The sequence below is a fragment of the Dinoroseobacter sp. S76 genome, from assembly GCF_049801095.1.
Lineage (GTDB): Bacteria > Pseudomonadota > Alphaproteobacteria > Rhodobacterales > Rhodobacteraceae > Dinoroseobacter.
Window position 1 is genome coordinate 634,052 of sequence record NZ_JBNAGH010000003.1, and the last position, 18,054, is coordinate 652,105.

Genomic DNA, 18,054 nt, shown 5'->3' on the forward strand with positions numbered 1-18,054 from the left:
CGTGAAAATCAGCGCGGTCATCTGGGTGAAGGATGAGGTCGACCTGCTGGGCCGGGCCGTGGCCCAGCTCCTACGCAGCGGCGTCTACTCGATCAGCATCATGGATGACGGCTCCACCGATGGGACGGGCGCGCTGGTCGACCGGCTCTGTGCCGCGCATGACAATGTGCATCGCTGCGCACGGGTGATCGACCTGAAAACCTCGCTCGGGCTGGATGGCCCGATCTTTGGCCCCATCCTGCAGCGGGACCAGCCCGACTGGCTCATGGTGACCGATGCGGATGAGTTCTGGATGCCGCGCCGGGGGGATCTGCGCAAGACGGCCGCGCTGGCCAATCATGATGTGGTCGTGGTCGAGCGGTTCAACGCAGCCCTGCCCGAGGGCGCGGTCGACCTTGCGCAGCTGGACAGCGATGCGGGCCTGCGCAATCTGCCGCTTCTGGTGGAGCGTGCAGCGCTCTCCCGCCAGGCCATGGCCGAAGATCCAAGCCTGCGCTGGGTCACCCATCGCATCGGGCCCAAGCTGATGGTGCGGCCCGAAACGGTGCAGAGCTACGGGCTCGGCATGCATCAGGTCGCCACGGCCGATGCAAGCGTGCTGCGCCGCGCCCGGGGGCAGGACATCGTCGTAGCCCACCTGCCTTTCACCACCTATGCCCGCTTCGAGCGCAAGGTGCAGAACATCGCGGGCGTCTTCGCGCGTTATGATGCGGATCATTCCGGGAACATCGCCTGGCATTGGCGGCGCTGGCTGGAGATCTATGAGGCGGGTGGTTTGCAGGACGAGTTCGACCGGCAATTCTATGCGCCCGACGCGCTGGCCGCGATGGAAGCCGCCGGGGCGGTGCGGACCGCCCACGGGGTTTTCGAGGATCGCCGGGCCGAAGCGCTCGCCCGCCGGACCGCAATCGCCGCCAAGACCGGAGGGGCGTGATGCGGGTCGCGGTGATGCAACCCTATCTCTACCCCTATCCGCTCTATTTTCACCTGATCGCCTCGGTGGATCTCTTCATCCTCTTTGACTGCGTGCAGTTTCCCCGACGCGGGCGGATCCACCGCGCCCCGCTGCCCGAGGATGGCTGGCTGACCCTGCCCCTCGCACGCCAACCGCGCGACACAATGATCGAGGATCTGCGGTTCGCCACCGACGCAAGCCAAAGATGGTCCCAGCGCCTCGCGGCCCTGCCCTGGCTCTCGGAGGAGATGGTCGAAACGCTCTCCGCCCCGTTCGCAGACGGGGTCACTGCCTATCTCGACGGGCAGCTTGCGCGCGCTTGTGCGATGCTGGGGATCAAGACGCCAATCCGGCGCAGCTCGGACCTTGCCCTGCCCCCGGATCTGCGCGGACAGGACCGGGTGATCGCCGCCGCCCGCGCCGCAGAAGGGAAGACCTATGTGAACCTGCCCGGCGGGCGCGACCTCTACAACGCGGCGACGTTTCGCGATCACGCCCTGCGGCTTGCCTTCCTCGCCCCCTACACGGGCACCCGTTTCTCCATGCTCCACGCGTTTTCGACCGAGCCGATCCACGCGCTCCGCGCCGAGCTAGCCCAACTCCCCCCGCCCGAGGAGGTCCAGCACTGATGGATCGCAGCCCCGAGACCTTGCATGACTATTATGACCGCTGCCTCGCCGATCACGGCGACACCGCCCAAGGCGCCGGCTGGCCCAATGAGGCGGACCGGCAGACCCGGTTCGGGATCATGAGAGAGCTGGCGCCCGCAGGTCAGATGCAGGATCTCTGCGATCTGGCCTGTGGCACAGGCGCGTTTCTCGACCATCTCATCGCGGCAGGCCAACCGCCCCGGCGCTATCTCGGTCTCGATATCTCCGAAGCGGCCATCACCACAGCCCAGGCAAAGCATGGCGCCGAACACTTCGCCCGCCATGACATCCTGCGAGACCCGGCACCCGGGCCGTTCGACTATGTGATCGCCAACGGGCTCTTCACCGTCAAGGACAGCCTGAGCCAGGACGAGATGTGGGACTTCCTGCGCGCCGCCACCACTGCCATGTGGGAGATGACGCGGCACGGCATGGCCTTCAACGTCATGTCCGCCGTGGTCGATTGGCAGCGCGAAGATCTCTTCCACGTGGAAAGCGACGCGCTTCTGCGCTGGCTCTACGGGCTCGCGGGGCGGCGGGTCATCCTGCGCGCCGATTACGACCTTTATGAATACACGGCCTATGTCTATCGCAGCCCGATTGCAGAGCGCTGATCAACAGATCCGGGGCAATTGCTCGCCCACCAGCATGTCGACGATCCGCGTGCCCCCGAAGAGCGTGGTCATGACCACCCGGCCCGGATGCTCCGCCACCGCACGCCCGACGATGCAGGCCCCGCGCCCGGCAGAGGTGCCGCGCATGGCCGCAAGTGCCGCCTCCGCCTCTGCCTCCGGCACAAAGAGGACAAGCGTGCCCTCATTGGCGAGATAAAGCGGATCGAGCCCGAGGATCTCACACGTCCCCCGCACCTCGTCCCGCATGGGGATCGCGGTCTCCTCGAGCACCACGCCCACGCCCGCCGCCTCGGCAATCTCGTTGAGCGCCGAGGCCAGACCGCCCCGCGTCGCATCCCGCGCCGCCCGCGTATTGGGGGCGACCGCCAGAACCGCCTCCATCAACCCGTTGAGCGATTGGCAATCAGACGAAATCTCCGCACTCAGCGCCATGTCCCCGCGCGCCGCAAGGATCGTGGCACCGTGATCTCCCAGCACACCGTTCACGATCGCCACATCTCCCGGACGCACATGGCCCGCGGCCAGATCCCGGCCTGGCGGGATCACCCCAACCCCCGAGGTTGTCACGAAAATCTTGTCCGCCGAGCCGCGCCCGACCACCTTGGTATCGCCGGTCACGATGCGCACGCCCGCCGCCGCCGCCTCCCGCGCCATGGAGGCGACCACCCGCTGCACCAGCGCGATCTCGACCCCTTCCTCAAGGATAAACGCCGCCGAGAGCCAGAGCGGCTGCGCCCCGCCCACGGCCAGATCATTCACCGTGCCGCACACTGCGATCTTGCCGATATCGCCGCCGGGAAACTCCACCGGATCGACCACGAAACTATCCGTCGTAAAGGCCAGCCGCGCCCCGGGCTCGGCCAGAGCCGCCGCGGTCAGACGCGCCTGATCCTCCATCCCGTCGGGCTCAAAGACAGAGGTGAAGACCACCTCGATCAGATCCCGCATCGCCTTGCCGCCGCCCCCATGGGACAGGGTCACCGCCGTGTCGCGCAAGCTCTTGGCCGTCATCGCGCCCACCTTCTCATTGTTCGTCAAATACTCTGGGGGAGCGCGCATCGCGCGCGGGGGCAGAGCCCCCTACTCCGCCGCAACCGGGTCCAGCGCCCGGGCCCCGCCATACTGGTAATAGGCCGCACAAGCGCCTTCGGAACTGACCATCAACGCCCCCAGAGGCATCTCCGGCGTGCAGCCGCGCCCGAATTGCGGACAGGCGACGGGCTTCATCCGCCCGGTCATCACCGCCCCGCAGGCACAGCCCTCGATCTCCTCGACCACGCGGCGCTCCGCCCCGTAACCGATCTCGAACTTCTCTTCCGCATCAAAGGCGGCATAGGTCTCGCGGATCCGCAGCCCGCTCGCATCGATCTCGCCCAGCCCACGCCACTCGAAGGTCGGGCGCGGCTCATAAACATCGGCAATCGCCGCAAGGCTCACCGGATTGCCATGCTCGGGCACCACCCGCGCATACTGGTTTTCGATCTCGGCACGGCCGTCGCGGATCTGCTCCAGCACCATGAGCACCGATTGCAAGAGATCCAGCGGCTCGAACCCTGCCACCACCAGCGGCTTGCCATACTCCTCGGCAATGAAATCATAGGGATGCACGCCGATCACCATGCTCACATGGCCCGGCCCCACAAACCCGTCCAGCACCATATGCGGGTCATCCAGCAGCGCCTTGATGGGGGGCGGCACGGTGATGTGGTTGCAGAAGACGCTGAAATTCGTCAGCCCCTCGCGCGCCGCGGCCTGAATGCTCAGCGCGGTCGACGGCGTCGTGGTCTCGAACCCGAGGCCAAAGAACACCACCTCCCGATCCGGGTTGCGGCGCGCCAGTTCCAGCGCGTCGAGCGGGGAATAAACCATGCGGATATCGGCCCCATCGGCCTTGGCCTGCAGCAGGGATTTGCGGGTCCCCGGCACGCGCATGGCATCCCCAAAGGTGGTGAAGATCACCTCCGGCCGCTCGGCCAGCTCCACGCATTCATCGACCCGGCTCATGGGCAGCACGCAGACCGGGCAACCCGGCCCATGGATGAACTCGATCCCCGGCGGGGTCAGCTTGTCGAGCCCGTAGCGAAAGATCGCATGGGTGTGACCACCGCAAATCTCCATGATGTGGACGGGCTTCTCCGCCGTCGCACCGATCTCGTCACAGACCTTCTCGATCGCCGCGAGCACGCCCTTGGCCGCCTTGGGATCCCGAAACTCCTGAACATATTTCATCACGCACCCTCCCCGGCGAGCATGGCATTGGAGGCCTGCATGGCCTCGATCTCTTCCTGGGCCTCACCCAGCTCGCGCAAGGCCTCGAGGGTCTTGGCGGCTTCCTCGGCATCAATGGCGCTCATGGCGAAGCCCACATGGATCAGCGCCCAGGTCCCGATCAGCTCCTCCAGCGGTCGGTTGCCCGCCACGCAAGCCACATTGACCTCGCGTTTCACGCCCGACACATCGACCTGCGCCATCAGGCGGTCGGGATCGGTGATGGCCGTAATCCGGCCCGGAATTCCTAAGCACATTGGGTGTCCTCCTCAGTCCAGCTCGCGCGCGGTGGTCTCCGGCGCGGGCTTGATGCCGTAGCGGTCGAGCTTGGCGCGCAAGCCGACCCGGCTCAGCCCCAGTTCCGCCGCCGCCCGGCTCTTGTTCCATTTCAGCCGCGTGAGCGTCTCGCGCAGGATGCGCATCTCGATAAGCTCCACCCGGTCCTTGAGCGAGCCGTCGGTCATCGCCGCGGGATCCGCCATCCGGTCATCGGAGCCCTCGCCCGGCGCGGTCTGCAGGATGTGGCGCGAGATCAGCTCTGCGCCCAGCACATCCTCCTGGGCAAAGATCAGCATCCGCGTGACCTCATTCTCAAGCTCCCGCAGGTTCCCGGGCCAGTCGTAGTTTTCCAGGAATGACAGCGCGCCATCGGTAAAACCGCGCACCTTCTTGCCGTGCAGGTTCGCCGCCTCAAAGAGCATGTTGGTGGCGAGGATCGAGATATCCCCGGGCCGCGCCCGCAGAGGCGGCATGGTCAACTCGGTGGAGGCCAGCAGGTAGAAGAGATCGCTGCGAAAGCTTCCCTCGGCCATCATCGCGCGCAGATCCTTATGGGTGCCCGCCAGCAGGCGCACATTGGTGGTCTGCACCTCCGTGGCCCCCACAGGCTGGAACGCGCCTTCGCTCAGAACCCGGGTCAGCTTGAGCTGAAACTCCGGGCTCAGCGCATCGATCCCGCCGAGATAGAGCGTCGCCTGATCCGCCTTGCGCAAAAGGCCGATCTTGTTGGCGTTGGAATGCTCCAGCGCGCCGCGCCGGGCGCCGAACAGCTCGGCCTCCAGAAACGCATCCGGCAGGCCCGCGCAGTTGAACGCATAGAAAGGACGATCTGCGCGGAGGGACGCGTAATGCATCGCCCGCGCCAGATCGGTTTTGCCCGTGCCCACTTCGCCAGTGAGCAACACGGGTACGTCAAAGCTCGCGAATTGCCGTGCCTGGGCCACGGTTTCATTGGTCGGAGAGTTGGTCGCGCGCAGGATGGTCTCAAACCCCATCCCCTCGCGCAGAGCGGCCCGCTGCTTGTCCAGCTTCGTCTGCGCCGTGGTCCCGAGATAGCGCATCTCAAGGCTCATCCGCTCATTGTCACGGCTCAGAGAAAAAAGGTCGGCAGCATTCTTGGCCACCATCAGGAGCTGGTCCGGATGCCAGGGCTTGGTCACAAACTGATAGATCCCGGCCTCGTTGATCGCCGCCACCATGGACTCGCCATCCGTGTAGCCGGTGATGATGATCCGCACGGTCTCGGGCCAGCGCTCCCGCACATCCGAGAGCAGTTCAACGCCGGTCTTCCCGGGCATCCGCTGATCGCAAAAGATCACCTGGATCCACTCCCGCTCAAGGATGTCCCAGGCGGCCTCCGCATCGGCGGCGGTGAAGATCTCGAAATCGTCCTCAAGCGCCATGCGCATGGAGGTCAGGGAATGCGCCTCGTCATCGACGAGGAGCACTCCGGGGAGGGGCGGTGCCTTGGTCATTCGGCCGCTGCCGCTTGTGCGGTCTTGGCCGCCAGCGCCTGCCGCAGCCAGGCGATCCAGGCCTCCATCCCCTCGCCCGTGCGGGCCGAGACGCGGAGGATCTCGATCTCCGGGTTCACGCGGCGCAGATGGGTCTCGAAAAGATCCAGATCGATATCGCAATAGGGCGCGAGGTCGATCTTGTTCAGGATCGCCAGCTTGGAGGCGGTGAACATATCCGGGTATTTCAGGGGCTTGTCCTCACCCTCGGTCACCGACAGGATCGCGACCTTGGCGTCCTCGCCCAGATCGAACGCCGCCGGGCAGACAAGGTTGCCTACGTTCTCAATAAACAGGATCGCGCCCGGATCCAGCGCCAGATGGTCGAGCGCATGACCCACCATATGCCCGTCCAGATGGCAACCCTTGCCGGTATTGACCTGCACTGCGCGCGCGCCGGTCTCGCGGATCCGGTCCGCATCGGCACTGGTCTGCTGGTCGCCTTCGATCACCGCGAGGGGCTGATCGCCCAACGCCTCGATCGTCTTGCAGAGCAGCGTCGTCTTGCCCGAACCCGGGGAGGAGACAAGGTTCAGCGCCAGCGCGTTGAGCTCGGCGAGCCGCGCGCGGTTGCCATCCGCATAGGCGTCGTTCTTGGACAGGATGCTGGTCTCGATCTCGATCAGCCGCTCCTGGCTCATCCCCGGCACCTCGACCCCGGCAGGGCCTGCGCCAAAATGAATGTCCTGCCCGTGGTGATGGTGATGATGGTGGTGGTGATCATGCCCGTGGGCGTGGCTATGCCCGCCCGCCTCGATCTTCACCCCATCGCCGTCGCATCCGCATACCGTGCACATCTCAAGCCACCTCCATATCCTTGATCCGCATCTCGTCCCCACCCTGGGGCATCATCTTGCCGCTGCCGCAATCCGGGCAGGGGTCGAGCCGGTCGTTGATCTCTTTTTCGCTCATACAGTCATAACAAAGGGCTATCCCCGGCAGGTCGATCAGCTCCAGCGCGGCATCTTCCGCAGGCGAGCCGCGCATGACCACCTCAAAGGCAAAGCGCAGGGCGTCCTTCTCGACGCCCGCGAAGCGCCCGATCTCCAGCCGCAGCCGCGTGACCCGGTCAAAGCCGTGGTTGCGGGCCTGATCCTCGACAATGCCGCGGATCCCTTCGCAAAGCGACATCTCATGCATGGGCCGGCTCCGGGTTATGGGTCACAGGGGCGCAGGGATCGAGGATCGCAAAGAGCAGGTCGACCCGCGCTTGGCTGGGATCGTTCAGGCAGGCAAGCGCCTGATGCATGGTGCCGCGCGGGGCCGTGCCATGATCCGTGGGGGTCGCCCGGGCAAACCCGGTGACCCGCCCCTGATCATCGCAGGACGCCCGGCAAAAATAGGTCCCCCGGGCGGCAGCAACCTCGGCGGTGCCATCGGCCCACTGGCGCGCGCGGGGCTGCCAGCCTTGGGCCAGCGCCTCAAGCTCCAGCGCCCGGGCCGTGGCACGCCAAAACGGGCCGCGCCCATAGATCGCTTCGATATCGCCCAGGAGGGGATGCGCGCCATGACGCCCGACGGCGGAGTTCTCCGATGGCGCCCCGTTGAACGGATCACCTGCACCGGCGAAGGGCAACGCATCGCAGGTCGCCTCCCCCGGGGCAAAGGCCCGCTCGATCCCGTTCAGCACCGCGAGCCCTGGGGCCTCGCCCCGCCGCAGAAGATCGAGAAACGCGGTCAAGCTCTGGGGCAAGGTCGCAGCTCCGAAGAGCGCATGGCGCAGAGCCTCGCCAGACTGTTGCAGCAGGTCCGGGCGCTGTGGCAGCCCCAGATGCCCCGGCCAGCGCAGGGCAAAGACCAGCACATGTTCGCGCAGGATCTCGGCCTGCAGCGCCTTGGCATCTCCGGGCAAGGCCGGCAGGTCCAGTGCCAGCCGTGCCGCCACCCGCTGGGTCACCGCGCAAACGTTGAAGATCCGCGGCAGGAGCTCGGCGGCCTCAGCAGCAGGGCGCCCGGACAGAAAGGCCCCGATCGGCATCGCAGCCTCCGGGATCAGACGCGGGGGCGCGCCTGCCTTGGTCCATCGCAACTGCAACCCGGAGCCCGCCATGATCTCAGCTCTCGCCTCCGGCCAGACCGCCCGAGATCACCGCGCGTCGCGACGGCGCCTCGGCCAGGATCGCGGCCTTGGCGGCCTCGGTCTCGGCCCGGGCGCGGGCCTTGGCGGCCTCCTCGGTCTCCGCTTCTGCGGCCGCTTCGGCCTCGGCCACCGCATCAAGCTCAGCCTGCCGCGTGGCGCGGATCTCGGCAGCCCGGTCGGTTTCGGCCCGGTTGTTCTCGTCAAAGAGCGCAACCATCACCGCGCGCGCCGTATCCAGCGCCTGCATCTGGCTGTTGAACGCCTCCATCGGCGAGAAAAGCGAGCAGGCCTTGTAGCCCCCCACGGTCTCGCGGGTGTTGTGCAGGAACTCGTAGGTGCCCGAGGGGAAATCGAGGTTCTCCTTCGCCCCGGCGGTCAGATCCGCCCAATCCTCATCCCGCCCCGGCAGGAGCACGAGGTTCATGAACCAGGGCGACATCAGCACCCCGAGATAGCCCGTGCCATGGGGGCGAAAGCCCACAGCCTCCACATGGAGCGCCTTGTTGATGATCGGCACGTCGCGCATCTTGGCGTGATAGATCTCGGTGAAATCGGCCACGAGGGCGCGCACCGCCTCCTCCATATGGGCGGAGGTTTCCGCCTCGACGGAACCCGGATCGTCGAGCACGAGGAACTGTTCCTTGGGCGCGTCGCAATTGGGGCAGGACCAGTCCTCGGGCAGCGCGGTGAAGGGCGTGCCGGGCAGAACCTGCCGATGCTCGTCCCCCTCTGCGGGATCGTAGGGCGTCCAGCAGATCTTGCATTCCATCACCGCCTGCGCGCTGATCTTGGCGTCCGACCCCATATAGGAGCCCTCGAAGCCGGGGGTCATGCCTTGCGCAGTGGTCATCGGATCGCCTCCAGAACTTCGCGCAAACGCTCGGCACTGTCGACCAAATCCTCGGGCGCGGCCAGGGCGACCTCGGGCATGGGGCCCACCTCGTATGTATCGAGGATCCGCGTATCCATGGAGTTGAAGAATTGCACATGCCAGACATGGGGCGTGGCCGTGGCGGTCACCCGGCAATTGCCATAGCCGCGGCTCAGCACATCAACCGAACCGGTCCCGAGGGTGGCGGCGAGCCAGTCGAGATCGGCCTCCGTATGGGGCAGCAGGGTCAGGTTGACCACATGGGTCTCAACCCCGGGCCCATAAGCGTCGGACTTGTCCCGCAGCTCCGCCAGCAGGGCGGGCGCATTGACCACCTGCGGGCTGAGCGGCGCGTCTTTCCCGAGCGCCGGCGCGACAGGGTCAAAGGCGCGGTCCCGGGCGGCTTGCGGCACGGGCGCGATCTCGATCGCGTCGACCTCGGCCCCCTTGACCTGCCAAACCCCGGCAAAAACGCTCTCTTGCACAGCGAGCGCTGGCACCCCGCGCAGCTTCATCGACACCTCGCCATCGCCCATGGTTTCGGCCAGCAGGGCACGGTTCGCCGTGTCGAGCGCGCTCAGATCGAAGGTCTCGGGCGCGCCGCCCCGGCCGACCCGGTCGGCGGCATCGGCCATCGCGGCCAGCAGGCCCAGGGCCGTGCTCACATCCGCTTCGATCTCGTCGATCTCGGGAAGATGGGTGGAATAGGTCCGCATCCCCGAGGGCAGCGGCATGTATTCGAGCTCCGGCCCCTCGGATGGGTCCGCTTGCGAGCCGGGGCCAAACCCGGAGGGCGGCAGGTGAAAGTTCTGTACCATGGGGCCCTCCTCAGGCGGTCTCAAACTGCAGAATGCGGGTGACGCGCGCCATGTAATCGTCCCAGTCGCGCACCTTGGGGATCGCGCCGATCATGGCGCCGTCGCGGAAAAAGATCAGGCTCGGTGTCTTGAAGACCCCCGCAGCCTTGAGGATGTTCTGCTCGATTGCCGGGGTGGCGATGGCCACATCGAACCGGTTCTGAAACGCCTGCCGGATCTCGGGCAGGATCACCGCCACATCCGTGCTCTCGAGATTGCGCACCGGATCGCCCGGAACAAAGACGCAATGGGCGCCGGGCGCGGCCAGCAGCGCCTCGAAAGCGGCCAGATCCTCCAGCCGGGCCCAGCCCAGCTCATCGGTCAATCGTGTGATCAAATAGGCCATGGGGATTATCCTGTGGTTTTGCCAGCGGCAGCCGCCGCGGCGAGATGGGGGGGAAGTTGCGGACCGCGCGCCTCGAGATCGGCGAAGGCATCGCCGAGCCCGTCTCCGGCCATGAGCGATTTCAAACCGCCCAGAGCCGCCGAGATCTTGGCCGCCTCATCGGCATCGAGCACCTCGCGCGACGCGCCGAGAAAGGTCAGCAGCCAGACGCCGGGGATCGCGTCCGGGGTGAGAGAGATATCGATCAGCTCCTCGCGCTGCCCGTCGCTGCAGAGCGCGGCGATCCCGTCGATCGAGATCACCTGCATGGGAACGCCGAGACACATGGGATCAGGCCCCAGCCGGGAAGAAGCGGGCATCGCCCGTGCGGCAGGCCTCGTCTTCCGACGGGCGCCCGGCCTCATAGGCATCGCGCAGGATCGCCGGGTCCGCCAACAGGTCGGCGGCACTCTGGCCGGGCTCGGGCTGCACGCCGTGGCGCGCGAGATAGGTCAGCGCGATTTCGATGGCCGGGGCGATCCGCTCAGCCACCAGCGGGCGCAGCCCCCCGCCGTAATCCTCCAGCTCCACCGGCTGCACACCGATCAGGCAGAGCTTCTCGGGGCATTGATCCATCAGCTGCGCCGTGGCGATCACATCCTGAAACCCGGTCTGGTGCAGGCTCATCTTCTTGGCGCCCATGAAGCGGGGCACCTCGTCATCCTCGACCACCTTGATGGTGCCGGGCTCCAGCCCGTAATCCACCGCGTCAAAGACCAAAAGCACATCCGCCTCTTCGAGAAACGGCAGCAGATAGAGGCCCTGGGTGCCCCCATCCAGCAGTTTTACATGGTCAGGAAATTTCCACCGGCGGGCCAGCTCCTCCACGGCGCGTACGCCAAAGCCTTCATCCGCCCAAAGCACATTTCCGATCCCGAGGATCAGCACTCGCTGTGTCATTCTGTCAGTCCCTCCCGGAGATCGGCTTATTTGTTTCCGATTTCTACCCCGAATGCTCAAAGGGTTGTCACTTGCGCGAAGGTTGTCAGGCGGACTTTCTGCCGCACCAGCCCAAGTGGTTGATTTCAGGATACTATTGCATGCAGATGGCGCGTTTTCGCGAAATCATGATGCAAAGTTAGTTTCCACTTTTTGGGTTTTCCGAAAACGCCTCACCCAGCACGAAAAAGGGCGCCCCGAAGGACGCCCTCTGGAGGGATATGATTCCACCTTATTCGGGGCGGTCATCCTTGAAGGTCCGGTGCCCGGAAATCATGGTCGAGACCATGGATTGACGGGACATGATGTCCTCGCGGATCGCCGCATAGATATGGATGATCGCGAAGACCACGATGGCCCACATGCCCAGATGGTGCAGCGTGTGCATCATCTGACTGCCGCCGACCCAGACCAGAAGCGGTCCGAAGATGCTCTCCAGCGTCGAGCCCGCGCCGATCCCCTCGGCATAGAGCGCGAAACCCGTAACGATCATGAAGCTCAGCCCCACGGTCATGAAGAAGAACATGGCGACCTGGGCCAGCGGGTTGTGGCCCACATATTTCTTCGGCTCCTTTTCCAGGAACATGTACCAGCGCAGCTCGAACAGGATCTCGGCCCACCAGTGACGGTTGAAGATCGGCAGGTAGAACATCTGCCGCGCGTGGTGATTGCCCACCATCGCCCAATAGATCCGCCCAAAAAAGCCGATCGTCATGATCATCGCGGCGGCGAAATGGGCAAAGCGGATATAGCCAAAGACGAACTGATCCGTGGCCTCGCCGATGATCATCGTCGGAGGTGGCGAGCCGATGAAATAGCCCGTCACGCAGAGCACGACGATGGCCAGCGCGTTGATCCAGTGCCAGAGCCGCACGGGGACCTGGTAGACATAGACCGAGGTGCGGCGGCGGATGCTGTCGATATCCTCCGCCGTCGCGTCGCCCGTCAGGCGCGATGACGGCAGCGGCTCCACCTCCGCATTGGGCTTGTGGATGGTGCGGGTGCTGGTGTTCATGGCAGCCCCCTCCTCATTCCGACTTGCGGCCGAGCCGCGCCCGCAAGATAGGCAGGGCCAGCCCGACCCCGTAGCCCAGCGCCGCCACGATCAGCAGATGGTCGGCCGACGTGATCCAGTGCAGGAGCCCGGTCTCGGCCTCCGGGTGGCCGGGATGGGCGAGCGCCGCCCCGGCCGTCAGCAGGTAGATTGCTGCGGTTTTCATGATGACGCCCTCCCTTAGCGCACTTTGACCGTGGTCAGCTCGTCGCCATCGGGCGACATCACATGGGTCGAACAGGCAAGGCACGGATCGAAGCTGTGCAGGGTGCGCAGGATCTCGACCGGCTCCTCGGGCCGCTCCATGGGCGTGTTCATCAGGCTGGCCTCGAAGGCGCCGATATTGCCCTCCTTGTCCCGGGGCGAGCCGTTCCAGGTGGTTGGCACCACGCATTGGTAGTTCTCGATCCGGCCATCCTTGACCTGCACCCAATGGCCCAGCGCGCCGCGCGGCGCCTCGGTCATGCCGACGCCCTTGGCCTCTTTCGGCCAGCTCGACGGGTCCCATTTCTCGATATTCGCGGTGCTCTCGTCGCCGTTCTTGATGTTGGTGACGAGCTTGTCGAAGAAGTACTTCTGCAAGCGTCCGCAATACTCGGATTCGAGCGCCCGTGCCGCCGTCCGACCCAGGGTCGAGAAGAGCGCCTCCACCGGCAGATCCATGGTCCGCAACAGGCCATTGACCTGCTCCGAGATGTCCTCGTGCCCTTTGGCGTAGCCGACGATGTAGCGCGAGAGCGGTCCGACCTCCATCGCGTGCCCCCGCCAGCGCGGCGCCTTGATCCACGAGTATTTCGCGGCCTCGTCGATCTCCTTGATGTTGGTCTTGGTGCCCTTGAGATTGGGCCCGAGCTCGAACTTCGCCTCAGTCACCCCGTCCCAGGGATGCAGACCCTTGCCCGGCTCGCCGTAGTCGTACCAGGAGTGGTCGACAAATTCCTGAACCTGCTCGGGATCGCGCACATCCACGTCATGGACCGTGCTCAGATCGCCATTGATGATCGCCCCGCGCGGCAGGTGCAGCTGGTCGGCGTCAAAATTGTTGGCATGCTCGGGGATGTCCCCATAGGCCAGCACCGCCTGCGAGCTCAGCCCCCCGCCATAGAGCCAGGATTTGTAGAACCCGCCAATGGCGATCACATCCGGGATATAGACGTTCTTGTTGAACTCATCGCACTTGTCGATGATGGAGCTGACCATGTTCAGCCGCTCCATGTTGATCGCGCCCGTCGCGCCATCCCCATGGACGTTGATCGGGCACGGCACCCCGCCCACCAGCCAGTTCGGATGGGGGTTCTTGCCGCCAAAGATCGCGTGGACCTTCACGATTTCCTTCTGGAGATCGAGCGCCTCGAGGTAGTGAGTCGTGGCCATCAGATCCGCCTCGGGCGGCAGTTTATAGGCCGGGTTGTCCCAGTATCCGTTCTTGAAGAGGCCAAGCTGGCCGCTTTCCACGAACTTCTTCAGGCGGTTCTGCACATCGCGGAAATAGCCCGGGGACGAGAGCGGATGGCTCGGCGAGACCATCTGCTGCAACTCCGAAGTCGCCTTGGGATCCGCGCGCAGGGCGTTGACCGGGTTCACCCAGTCCAACGCGTGCAAATGATAGAAATGCACCACATGGTCATGGATCTGCAGGTTGAGCTGCATGATGTTGCGGATCGAATTCGCATTGTCCGGGATTGTAATCCCCAGCGCATCCTCGACCGCGCGCACCGAGGTCAGCGCATGGGTGCCGGTGCAGACCCCGCAGATCCGCTCGGTGAACGCCCAGGCATCCCGCGGATCGCGGCCCTTGAGGATCACTTCGAGCCCCCGCCACATAGTCCCGGTGGAGACCGCGTTACGGATCACCCCCTCGTCATCCACATTCACTTCGCAGCGCATATGGCCTTCGATCCGGGTCACGGGATCGACCACGATCCGCTTGCCCGAGTTGTCCAGCGTGTAGCCGTTAGGTGTTTGAATGGTCATCTATCAGACCTCCTCGGACGCATCGGATTGCGTTTTTTTCTGGGCCGCTTTCAGGGCCGAGACCGCAGCATGGAGCGCGACGCCCCCGCCGACGACACCGGCGGCCGCAAGACCCACCTGATCGGCGTTCTTCTCGATCCCAAACTGCTTGATGTCGGTGAGCCGGTCGTAGAACGAACCCTGATCCCAGAACCCGTCTTCGGAACAGCCGATACAGCCATGGCCGGACTGGATCGGGAAGGATGTCCCCTCGTTCCAGCGCACGGTCGAACAGGCATTGTAGGTGGTCGGGCCCTTGCAGCCCATCTTGTAGAGACAATAGCCCTTGCGCGCATTGTCATCGTCCCATTCCTCGACGAACTGACCGGCATCGAAATGCGGACGGCGGTAGCATTTGTCGTGGATCCGCTGGGAATAGAACATCTTCGGACGACCCTGGCGGTCAAGCTCGGGCATCCGTTCGAAGGTGAGCATATAGGTGATCACCCCGGTCATGACCTCGGCGATCGGCGGGCAGCCGGGCACCTTGATGATCGGCTTGTCGGTGATGACCTTGTGCACGGGCGTGGCCTGGGTCGGGTTCGGCTTGGCCGCCTGCACACAGCCATAGGAGGCACAGGCCCCCCAGCTGATCACTGCCTTGGCGTCCTTGGCCGCGTATTTCAGCTTCTCGACAAAGGGTTTGCCGCCGGAGATGCAGAACATCCCGTCCTCGTTCAAGGGCGGGTTGCCCTCCACCGCGAGGATGTAGTTGCCCTTGTATTTCTCGATCGTGTCCGCCATCGCCGCCTCGGCCGCGTGGCCCGCCGCCGCCATGAGAGTGTCGTCATAGTCGAGGCTGATCATCGACAGGACGACATCCTTGGCCAGCGGGTGGGCCGAGCGGATGAAGCTCTCGGAACAGCAGGTGCATTCCAGCCCATGCACCCAGATCACCGGGGTGCGCGGCTTGGTTTCCATCGCATGGGCGATCTTGGGCACGAAGGACGGCCCGAGCCCGAGGGCCGCCGCCGTCAACGAGCAGTATTTCATGAAGCTGCGCCGGGTGATCCCTTGCCGCCGCATCACGTCATAAAAGGTTTCGATCTCACTCACCGGGGGTCCTCCATTCACTGTCCCTGCGCGTCCCGGCCCCTTGTGGACGGAGCTCTGGCCGCGCTTTGGGTCAGTAGGCGATGGATCGGAAAGGGGTCGCAAACCTTTGGGCGGATATTTGTGTGCGACGGAATACAATCATGTTTTCAGCGCGTTACGCGGAATTCCCTGAGATGCTCGTCTCTGGGCCCGGTGATCGGATTTCCAGTTTCCGGCAGAGGGTGGGAAGTATCTATCCGCCGCGAAGCAGCCGCGCGGCGGCCACCGCCGCTTGTCCCAAGGCGAGTCCGCCATCATTGGCCGGGACCTTTCCATGGGTCAGAACCGGCAGATCCCCGAGCCTTTCGCTGACCATCCGGGACAGCAGCGCATTCTGAAAACACCCGCCCGACAGGGCGATGGCCAGGGCCTGCCCCGCCTCCACAGCCGCACGCGCAGGGGCCGCAACGGCGTCCGCCACCCAGCGATGCGCCCCATGAGCCAGCGCCGCGGGATCGCCCCCCGCCTGCAGCTCCGCGACCAGCGCGCGCAGCATCGGAGCGGGGTCAATCGGACCCGTGCGCGGTAGCGCAACCTCCTCGGCCCAGCCCGGCGCCGGGCCGGTCCATGTACCTGCCAGCGCCTCCAGCCGCATGGCCGCCTCCCCCTCATAGCTCTGCCGATCCGGGCAGATCCCCAGGATCGCCGCGACAGCATCGAAAAGCCGCCCGGCACTGGAGGAGAGCGGCGCGTTCACCCCGGCCTCCGCCGCCTGCCGGAGCAGATCGCGGGGATGATCGGCAAAGACCCGATCCGCCCAGTCGCCCAGTCCCGCTGCATCCAGCCGCATCAGCGCATTGCGCCACGGCTCCGCCTGCGCCCGATCCCCGCCGACCAGAGGCGCAGGGGTCAGCCACGCTGACCGCTCGAACTCGGCATAACTCCCCAGCAGGACCTCGCCCCCCCAGACCGTGCCATCGGGCCCAAGCCCCAACCCATCCAGGATGATCCCGACCACAGGGCCTGCCTCCAGCGACCAGCCGTTTTCCGCCATACAGGCCGCCATATGCGCGTGGTGGTGCTGCACCTCGAACAGCGGCACGCCCAGCGTCTCTGCCCGCGCGGCCCCATGGCGCGAGGCATGGAACTCAGGATGCAGGTCACACGCCACCGCCGCCGGGTCATGGTCAAAGAGCGCCGCGTAATCCGCATCCGCCTGATCAAAGGCCTCGATGGTCAGAAGGTTGTCCATCTCGCCCAGATGGTGCCCGAGCAGCGCCTCGCCCCCCTTGGTCAGACAAATCGCGCCTTTCATCTGCCCGCCATAGCCCACCACGGGCGGGGCATCGCGCAGACCCTCGGGCAAGGGCAGCGTGCCCGGCACATTCCCCCGCGCCCGGCGCAGCACCATGGGCCCGGAGGGCAGGACCCGCATCACGCTGTCATCGAGGCGCCGCCGGATCTCTCGATCATGCATCAGGAAGGCATCCGCAAACTCGCCAAGCTTCTTGCGCGCCTCCGCATTTCCGATCACCTGCGGCTCGCCCGAGAGGTTGCCCGAGGTCATGACCAGCGGCCCGCCAAACGCATCCAGCAGAAGGTGATGCAAAGGCGTGCTCGGCAACATCCAGCCCAGCGTGTCCATCCCCGGCGCGACCGCTTCTGGCAAGGCCTCGCCCCGCGCCTCCAGCAGCAAGATCGGCGCGGCCGGACTCTTGAGCAAGGCCTGTTCATCGCCCCGCATCGGGCAATGGCGCTGGATCATCTCCAGCGTTCCCATCAGGGCAAAGGGCTTCGCCGGTCGTCGCTTGCGCTCCCGCAAGCGGGCGACGGCCTCGCCGTTGCCCGCGTCCACAGCGAGATGAAAGCCCCCAAGTCCCTTGATTGCGATCACCTCTCCAGCGGCGAGCGACCGCGCGGCCATGTCAATGGCCGCGCCACCGATCTCAGTTCCGTCCCGCTCAAACCACAGGCGCGGACCGCAATCCGGGCAGGCGATGGGCTGGGCATGAAACCGTCTGTCCTCCGGGTCCTCATACTCCGCGCGACAGGCATCACACATGGGAAAATCCGCCATCGCGGTCTGGGCCCGGTCATAGGGCAGCGCGTCGATGATTGTCAGGCGCGGTCCGCAATGGGTGCAATTGGCGAAAGGATATCCAAACCGCCGCTCCGCCGGATCGCGAATCTCGGCCAAACACGCGGCGCAGGTCGCCGCATCCGGGGTGATCCGGGTCTGGTTCCCCGCCCCCGCGCTGGCGGCAATCGAGAACCCCTCTGGCGGCGCGCCCTCCATGGGTACGACCTCCACCGCATCGACCTGCGCGAGCAGCGGAGCCTTGGCAGTGATCTCGGCGGCAAACTCCTCCAGATCCGCGCCCCAGACATGGATCAGCACGCCTTCGGGATCGTTCAGAACCTCGCCCCGCAGCCCCCGCGCCTGGGCAAGTTGCCAGATGAAGGGGCGGAACCCGACCCCCTGCACCTGCCCGCGCACGCGAATGCGGCGGCCCTCCATC

20 protein-coding genes are annotated in these 18,054 nt (G+C 65.5%); 3 read left to right on the forward strand and 17 right to left on the reverse strand.

Annotated elements, in window-relative coordinates; translation table 11 throughout:
* The first annotated feature begins 1 nt into the window (after position 1).
* The 3 genes from ACP153_RS12650 to ACP153_RS12660 are packed head-to-tail and all read left to right on the forward strand — an operon-like array spanning position 2 to position 2,219.
* Complete coding sequence (locus tag ACP153_RS12650; RefSeq protein ID WP_424971355.1) at positions 2–934, forward strand: glycosyltransferase family 2 protein; 933 nt, start codon at positions 2–4, stop codon at positions 932–934.
* Complete coding sequence (locus ACP153_RS12655; protein ID WP_424971356.1) at positions 934–1,584, forward strand: WbqC family protein; 651 nt, start codon at positions 934–936, stop codon at positions 1,582–1,584. Before ACP153_RS12650 ends, ACP153_RS12655 begins: the two co-directional genes overlap by 1 nt.
* Positions 1,584–2,219 (forward strand): class I SAM-dependent methyltransferase, encoded by a 636-nt coding sequence (locus ACP153_RS12660; RefSeq protein WP_424971357.1) that lies wholly within the window; start codon positions 1,584–1,586, stop codon positions 2,217–2,219. Before ACP153_RS12655 ends, ACP153_RS12660 begins: the two co-directional genes overlap by 1 nt.
* Here ACP153_RS12660 and hypE read toward each other — a convergent pair whose 3' ends face one another.
* The 17 genes from hypE to hypF form a co-directional block, all read right to left on the reverse strand.
* On the reverse strand, positions 2,220–3,251 hold the full coding sequence (gene hypE, locus ACP153_RS12665; protein ID WP_424971457.1) for a hydrogenase expression/formation protein HypE: 1,032 nt from the start codon (positions 3,249–3,251) through the stop codon (positions 2,220–2,222).
* Positions 3,252–3,320: 69 nt separating this feature from the next.
* On the reverse strand, positions 3,321–4,469 hold the full coding sequence (gene hypD, locus ACP153_RS12670) for a hydrogenase formation protein HypD (RefSeq protein ID WP_424971358.1): 1,149 nt from the start codon (positions 4,467–4,469) through the stop codon (positions 3,321–3,323).
* Positions 4,469–4,765 carry a HypC/HybG/HupF family hydrogenase formation chaperone gene (locus ACP153_RS12675; protein WP_424971359.1) on the reverse strand — a complete coding sequence of 99 codons (297 nt, stop codon included), beginning with the start codon at positions 4,763–4,765 and terminating at the stop codon, positions 4,469–4,471. The genes hypD and ACP153_RS12675 overlap by 1 nt, the downstream gene beginning before the upstream one ends.
* 12 nt (positions 4,766–4,777) lie before the next feature.
* On the reverse strand, positions 4,778–6,262 hold the full coding sequence (locus ACP153_RS12680) for a sigma-54-dependent transcriptional regulator (RefSeq protein WP_424971360.1): 1,485 nt from the start codon (positions 6,260–6,262) through the stop codon (positions 4,778–4,780).
* A complete protein-coding gene (gene hypB / locus ACP153_RS12685) occupies positions 6,259–7,098 on the reverse strand; it encodes a hydrogenase nickel incorporation protein HypB (RefSeq protein WP_424971361.1) in 840 nt (279 codons plus the stop codon). The genes ACP153_RS12680 and hypB overlap by 4 nt, the downstream gene beginning before the upstream one ends.
* A gap of 1 nt (position 7,099) precedes the next feature.
* Positions 7,100–7,441: a hydrogenase maturation nickel metallochaperone HypA gene (hypA, locus tag ACP153_RS12690; RefSeq protein ID WP_424971362.1), complete on the reverse strand. Its 342-nt coding sequence runs from the start codon at positions 7,439–7,441 to the stop codon at positions 7,100–7,102.
* Positions 7,434–8,351, reverse strand: a complete 918-nt coding sequence (locus ACP153_RS12695) for a hydrogenase expression/formation protein HupK (protein ID WP_424971363.1) — start codon at positions 8,349–8,351, stop codon at positions 7,434–7,436. Before ACP153_RS12695 ends, hypA begins: the two co-directional genes overlap by 8 nt.
* A gap of 4 nt (positions 8,352–8,355) precedes the next feature.
* Positions 8,356–9,231 (reverse strand): [NiFe]-hydrogenase assembly chaperone HybE, encoded by an 876-nt coding sequence (locus ACP153_RS12700; RefSeq protein WP_424971364.1) that lies wholly within the window; start codon positions 9,229–9,231, stop codon positions 8,356–8,358.
* Positions 9,228–10,070, reverse strand: a complete 843-nt coding sequence (locus ACP153_RS12705; protein ID WP_424971365.1) for a hydrogenase expression/formation C-terminal domain-containing protein — start codon at positions 10,068–10,070, stop codon at positions 9,228–9,230. The genes ACP153_RS12700 and ACP153_RS12705 overlap by 4 nt, the downstream gene beginning before the upstream one ends.
* A 10-nt stretch (positions 10,071–10,080) precedes the next feature.
* Complete coding sequence (locus ACP153_RS12710) at positions 10,081–10,455, reverse strand: hydrogenase accessory protein (protein WP_424971366.1); 375 nt, start codon at positions 10,453–10,455, stop codon at positions 10,081–10,083.
* Positions 10,456–10,460: 5 nt separating this feature from the next.
* The gene (locus ACP153_RS12715; protein WP_424971367.1) at positions 10,461–10,814 is read right to left on the reverse strand and encodes a HypC/HybG/HupF family hydrogenase formation chaperone; all 354 of its coding nucleotides are present in this window, start codon (positions 10,812–10,814) and stop codon (positions 10,461–10,463) included.
* Positions 10,786–11,394 (reverse strand): HyaD/HybD family hydrogenase maturation endopeptidase, encoded by a 609-nt coding sequence (locus ACP153_RS12720; protein WP_424971368.1) that lies wholly within the window; start codon positions 11,392–11,394, stop codon positions 10,786–10,788. Before ACP153_RS12720 ends, ACP153_RS12715 begins: the two co-directional genes overlap by 29 nt.
* Before the next feature lie 271 nt (positions 11,395–11,665).
* Entirely contained in the window at positions 11,666–12,448 is a 783-nt protein-coding gene (gene cybH, locus ACP153_RS12725; RefSeq protein ID WP_424971369.1) for a Ni/Fe-hydrogenase, b-type cytochrome subunit, read from the reverse strand.
* 13 nt (positions 12,449–12,461) lie between these two features.
* Positions 12,462–12,653: a HupE/UreJ family protein gene (locus ACP153_RS12730; RefSeq protein WP_424971370.1), complete on the reverse strand. Its 192-nt coding sequence runs from the start codon at positions 12,651–12,653 to the stop codon at positions 12,462–12,464.
* 14 nt (positions 12,654–12,667) lie between these two features.
* Positions 12,668–14,461, reverse strand: a complete 1,794-nt coding sequence (locus ACP153_RS12735; RefSeq protein ID WP_424971371.1) for a nickel-dependent hydrogenase large subunit — start codon at positions 14,459–14,461, stop codon at positions 12,668–12,670.
* Positions 14,462–14,464: 3 nt separating this feature from the next.
* Positions 14,465–15,556, reverse strand: coding sequence for a hydrogenase small subunit (locus ACP153_RS12740; protein ID WP_424971372.1), 1,092 nt, complete (start codon positions 15,554–15,556; stop codon positions 14,465–14,467).
* A gap of 232 nt (positions 15,557–15,788) precedes the next feature.
* Positions 15,789–18,053, reverse strand: a complete 2,265-nt coding sequence (gene hypF / locus ACP153_RS12745) for a carbamoyltransferase HypF (RefSeq protein WP_424971373.1) — start codon at positions 18,051–18,053, stop codon at positions 15,789–15,791.
* Between the last annotated feature and the right edge of the window lies 1 nt (position 18,054).

What these genes read in the sequence shown, in the direction of transcription:
- ACP153_RS12720 (WP_424971368.1), bottom strand. Translation starts at nt 11,394, where the DNA reads ATGACACAGCGAGTGCTGATCCTCGGGATCGGAAATGTGCTTTGGGCG.
- ACP153_RS12730 (WP_424971370.1), bottom strand. Translation starts at nt 12,653, where the DNA reads ATGAAAACCGCAGCAATCTACCTGCTGACGGCCGGGGCGGCGCTCGCC.
- cybH (WP_424971369.1), bottom strand. Translation starts at nt 12,448, where the DNA reads ATGAACACCAGCACCCGCACCATCCACAAGCCCAATGCGGAGGTGGAG.
- hypF (WP_424971373.1), bottom strand. Translation starts at nt 18,053, where the DNA reads ATGGAGGGCCGCCGCATTCGCGTGCGCGGGCAGGTGCAGGGGGTCGGG.
- ACP153_RS12700 (WP_424971364.1), bottom strand. Translation starts at nt 9,231, where the DNA reads ATGACCACTGCGCAAGGCATGACCCCCGGCTTCGAGGGCTCCTATATG.
- ACP153_RS12705 (WP_424971365.1), bottom strand. Translation starts at nt 10,070, where the DNA reads ATGGTACAGAACTTTCACCTGCCGCCCTCCGGGTTTGGCCCCGGCTCG.
- hypB (WP_424971361.1), bottom strand. Translation starts at nt 7,098, where the DNA reads ATGTGCACGGTATGCGGATGCGACGGCGATGGGGTGAAGATCGAGGCG.
- ACP153_RS12680 (WP_424971360.1), bottom strand. Translation starts at nt 6,262, where the DNA reads ATGACCAAGGCACCGCCCCTCCCCGGAGTGCTCCTCGTCGATGACGAG.
- ACP153_RS12675 (WP_424971359.1), bottom strand. Translation starts at nt 4,765, where the DNA reads ATGTGCTTAGGAATTCCGGGCCGGATTACGGCCATCACCGATCCCGAC.
- hypE (WP_424971457.1), bottom strand. Translation starts at nt 3,251, where the DNA reads ATGACGGCCAAGAGCTTGCGCGACACGGCGGTGACCCTGTCCCATGGG.
- hypD (WP_424971358.1), bottom strand. Translation starts at nt 4,469, where the DNA reads ATGAAATATGTTCAGGAGTTTCGGGATCCCAAGGCGGCCAAGGGCGTG.
- ACP153_RS12735 (WP_424971371.1), bottom strand. Translation starts at nt 14,461, where the DNA reads ATGACCATTCAAACACCTAACGGCTACACGCTGGACAACTCGGGCAAG.
- ACP153_RS12695 (WP_424971363.1), bottom strand. Translation starts at nt 8,351, where the DNA reads ATGGCGGGCTCCGGGTTGCAGTTGCGATGGACCAAGGCAGGCGCGCCC.
- ACP153_RS12715 (WP_424971367.1), bottom strand. Translation starts at nt 10,814, where the DNA reads ATGCCCGCTTCTTCCCGGCTGGGGCCTGATCCCATGTGTCTCGGCGTT.
- ACP153_RS12710 (WP_424971366.1), bottom strand. Translation starts at nt 10,455, where the DNA reads ATGGCCTATTTGATCACACGATTGACCGATGAGCTGGGCTGGGCCCGG.
- ACP153_RS12655 (WP_424971356.1), top strand. Translation starts at nt 934, where the DNA reads ATGCGGGTCGCGGTGATGCAACCCTATCTCTACCCCTATCCGCTCTAT.
- hypA (WP_424971362.1), bottom strand. Translation starts at nt 7,441, where the DNA reads ATGCATGAGATGTCGCTTTGCGAAGGGATCCGCGGCATTGTCGAGGAT.
- ACP153_RS12660 (WP_424971357.1), top strand. Translation starts at nt 1,584, where the DNA reads ATGGATCGCAGCCCCGAGACCTTGCATGACTATTATGACCGCTGCCTC.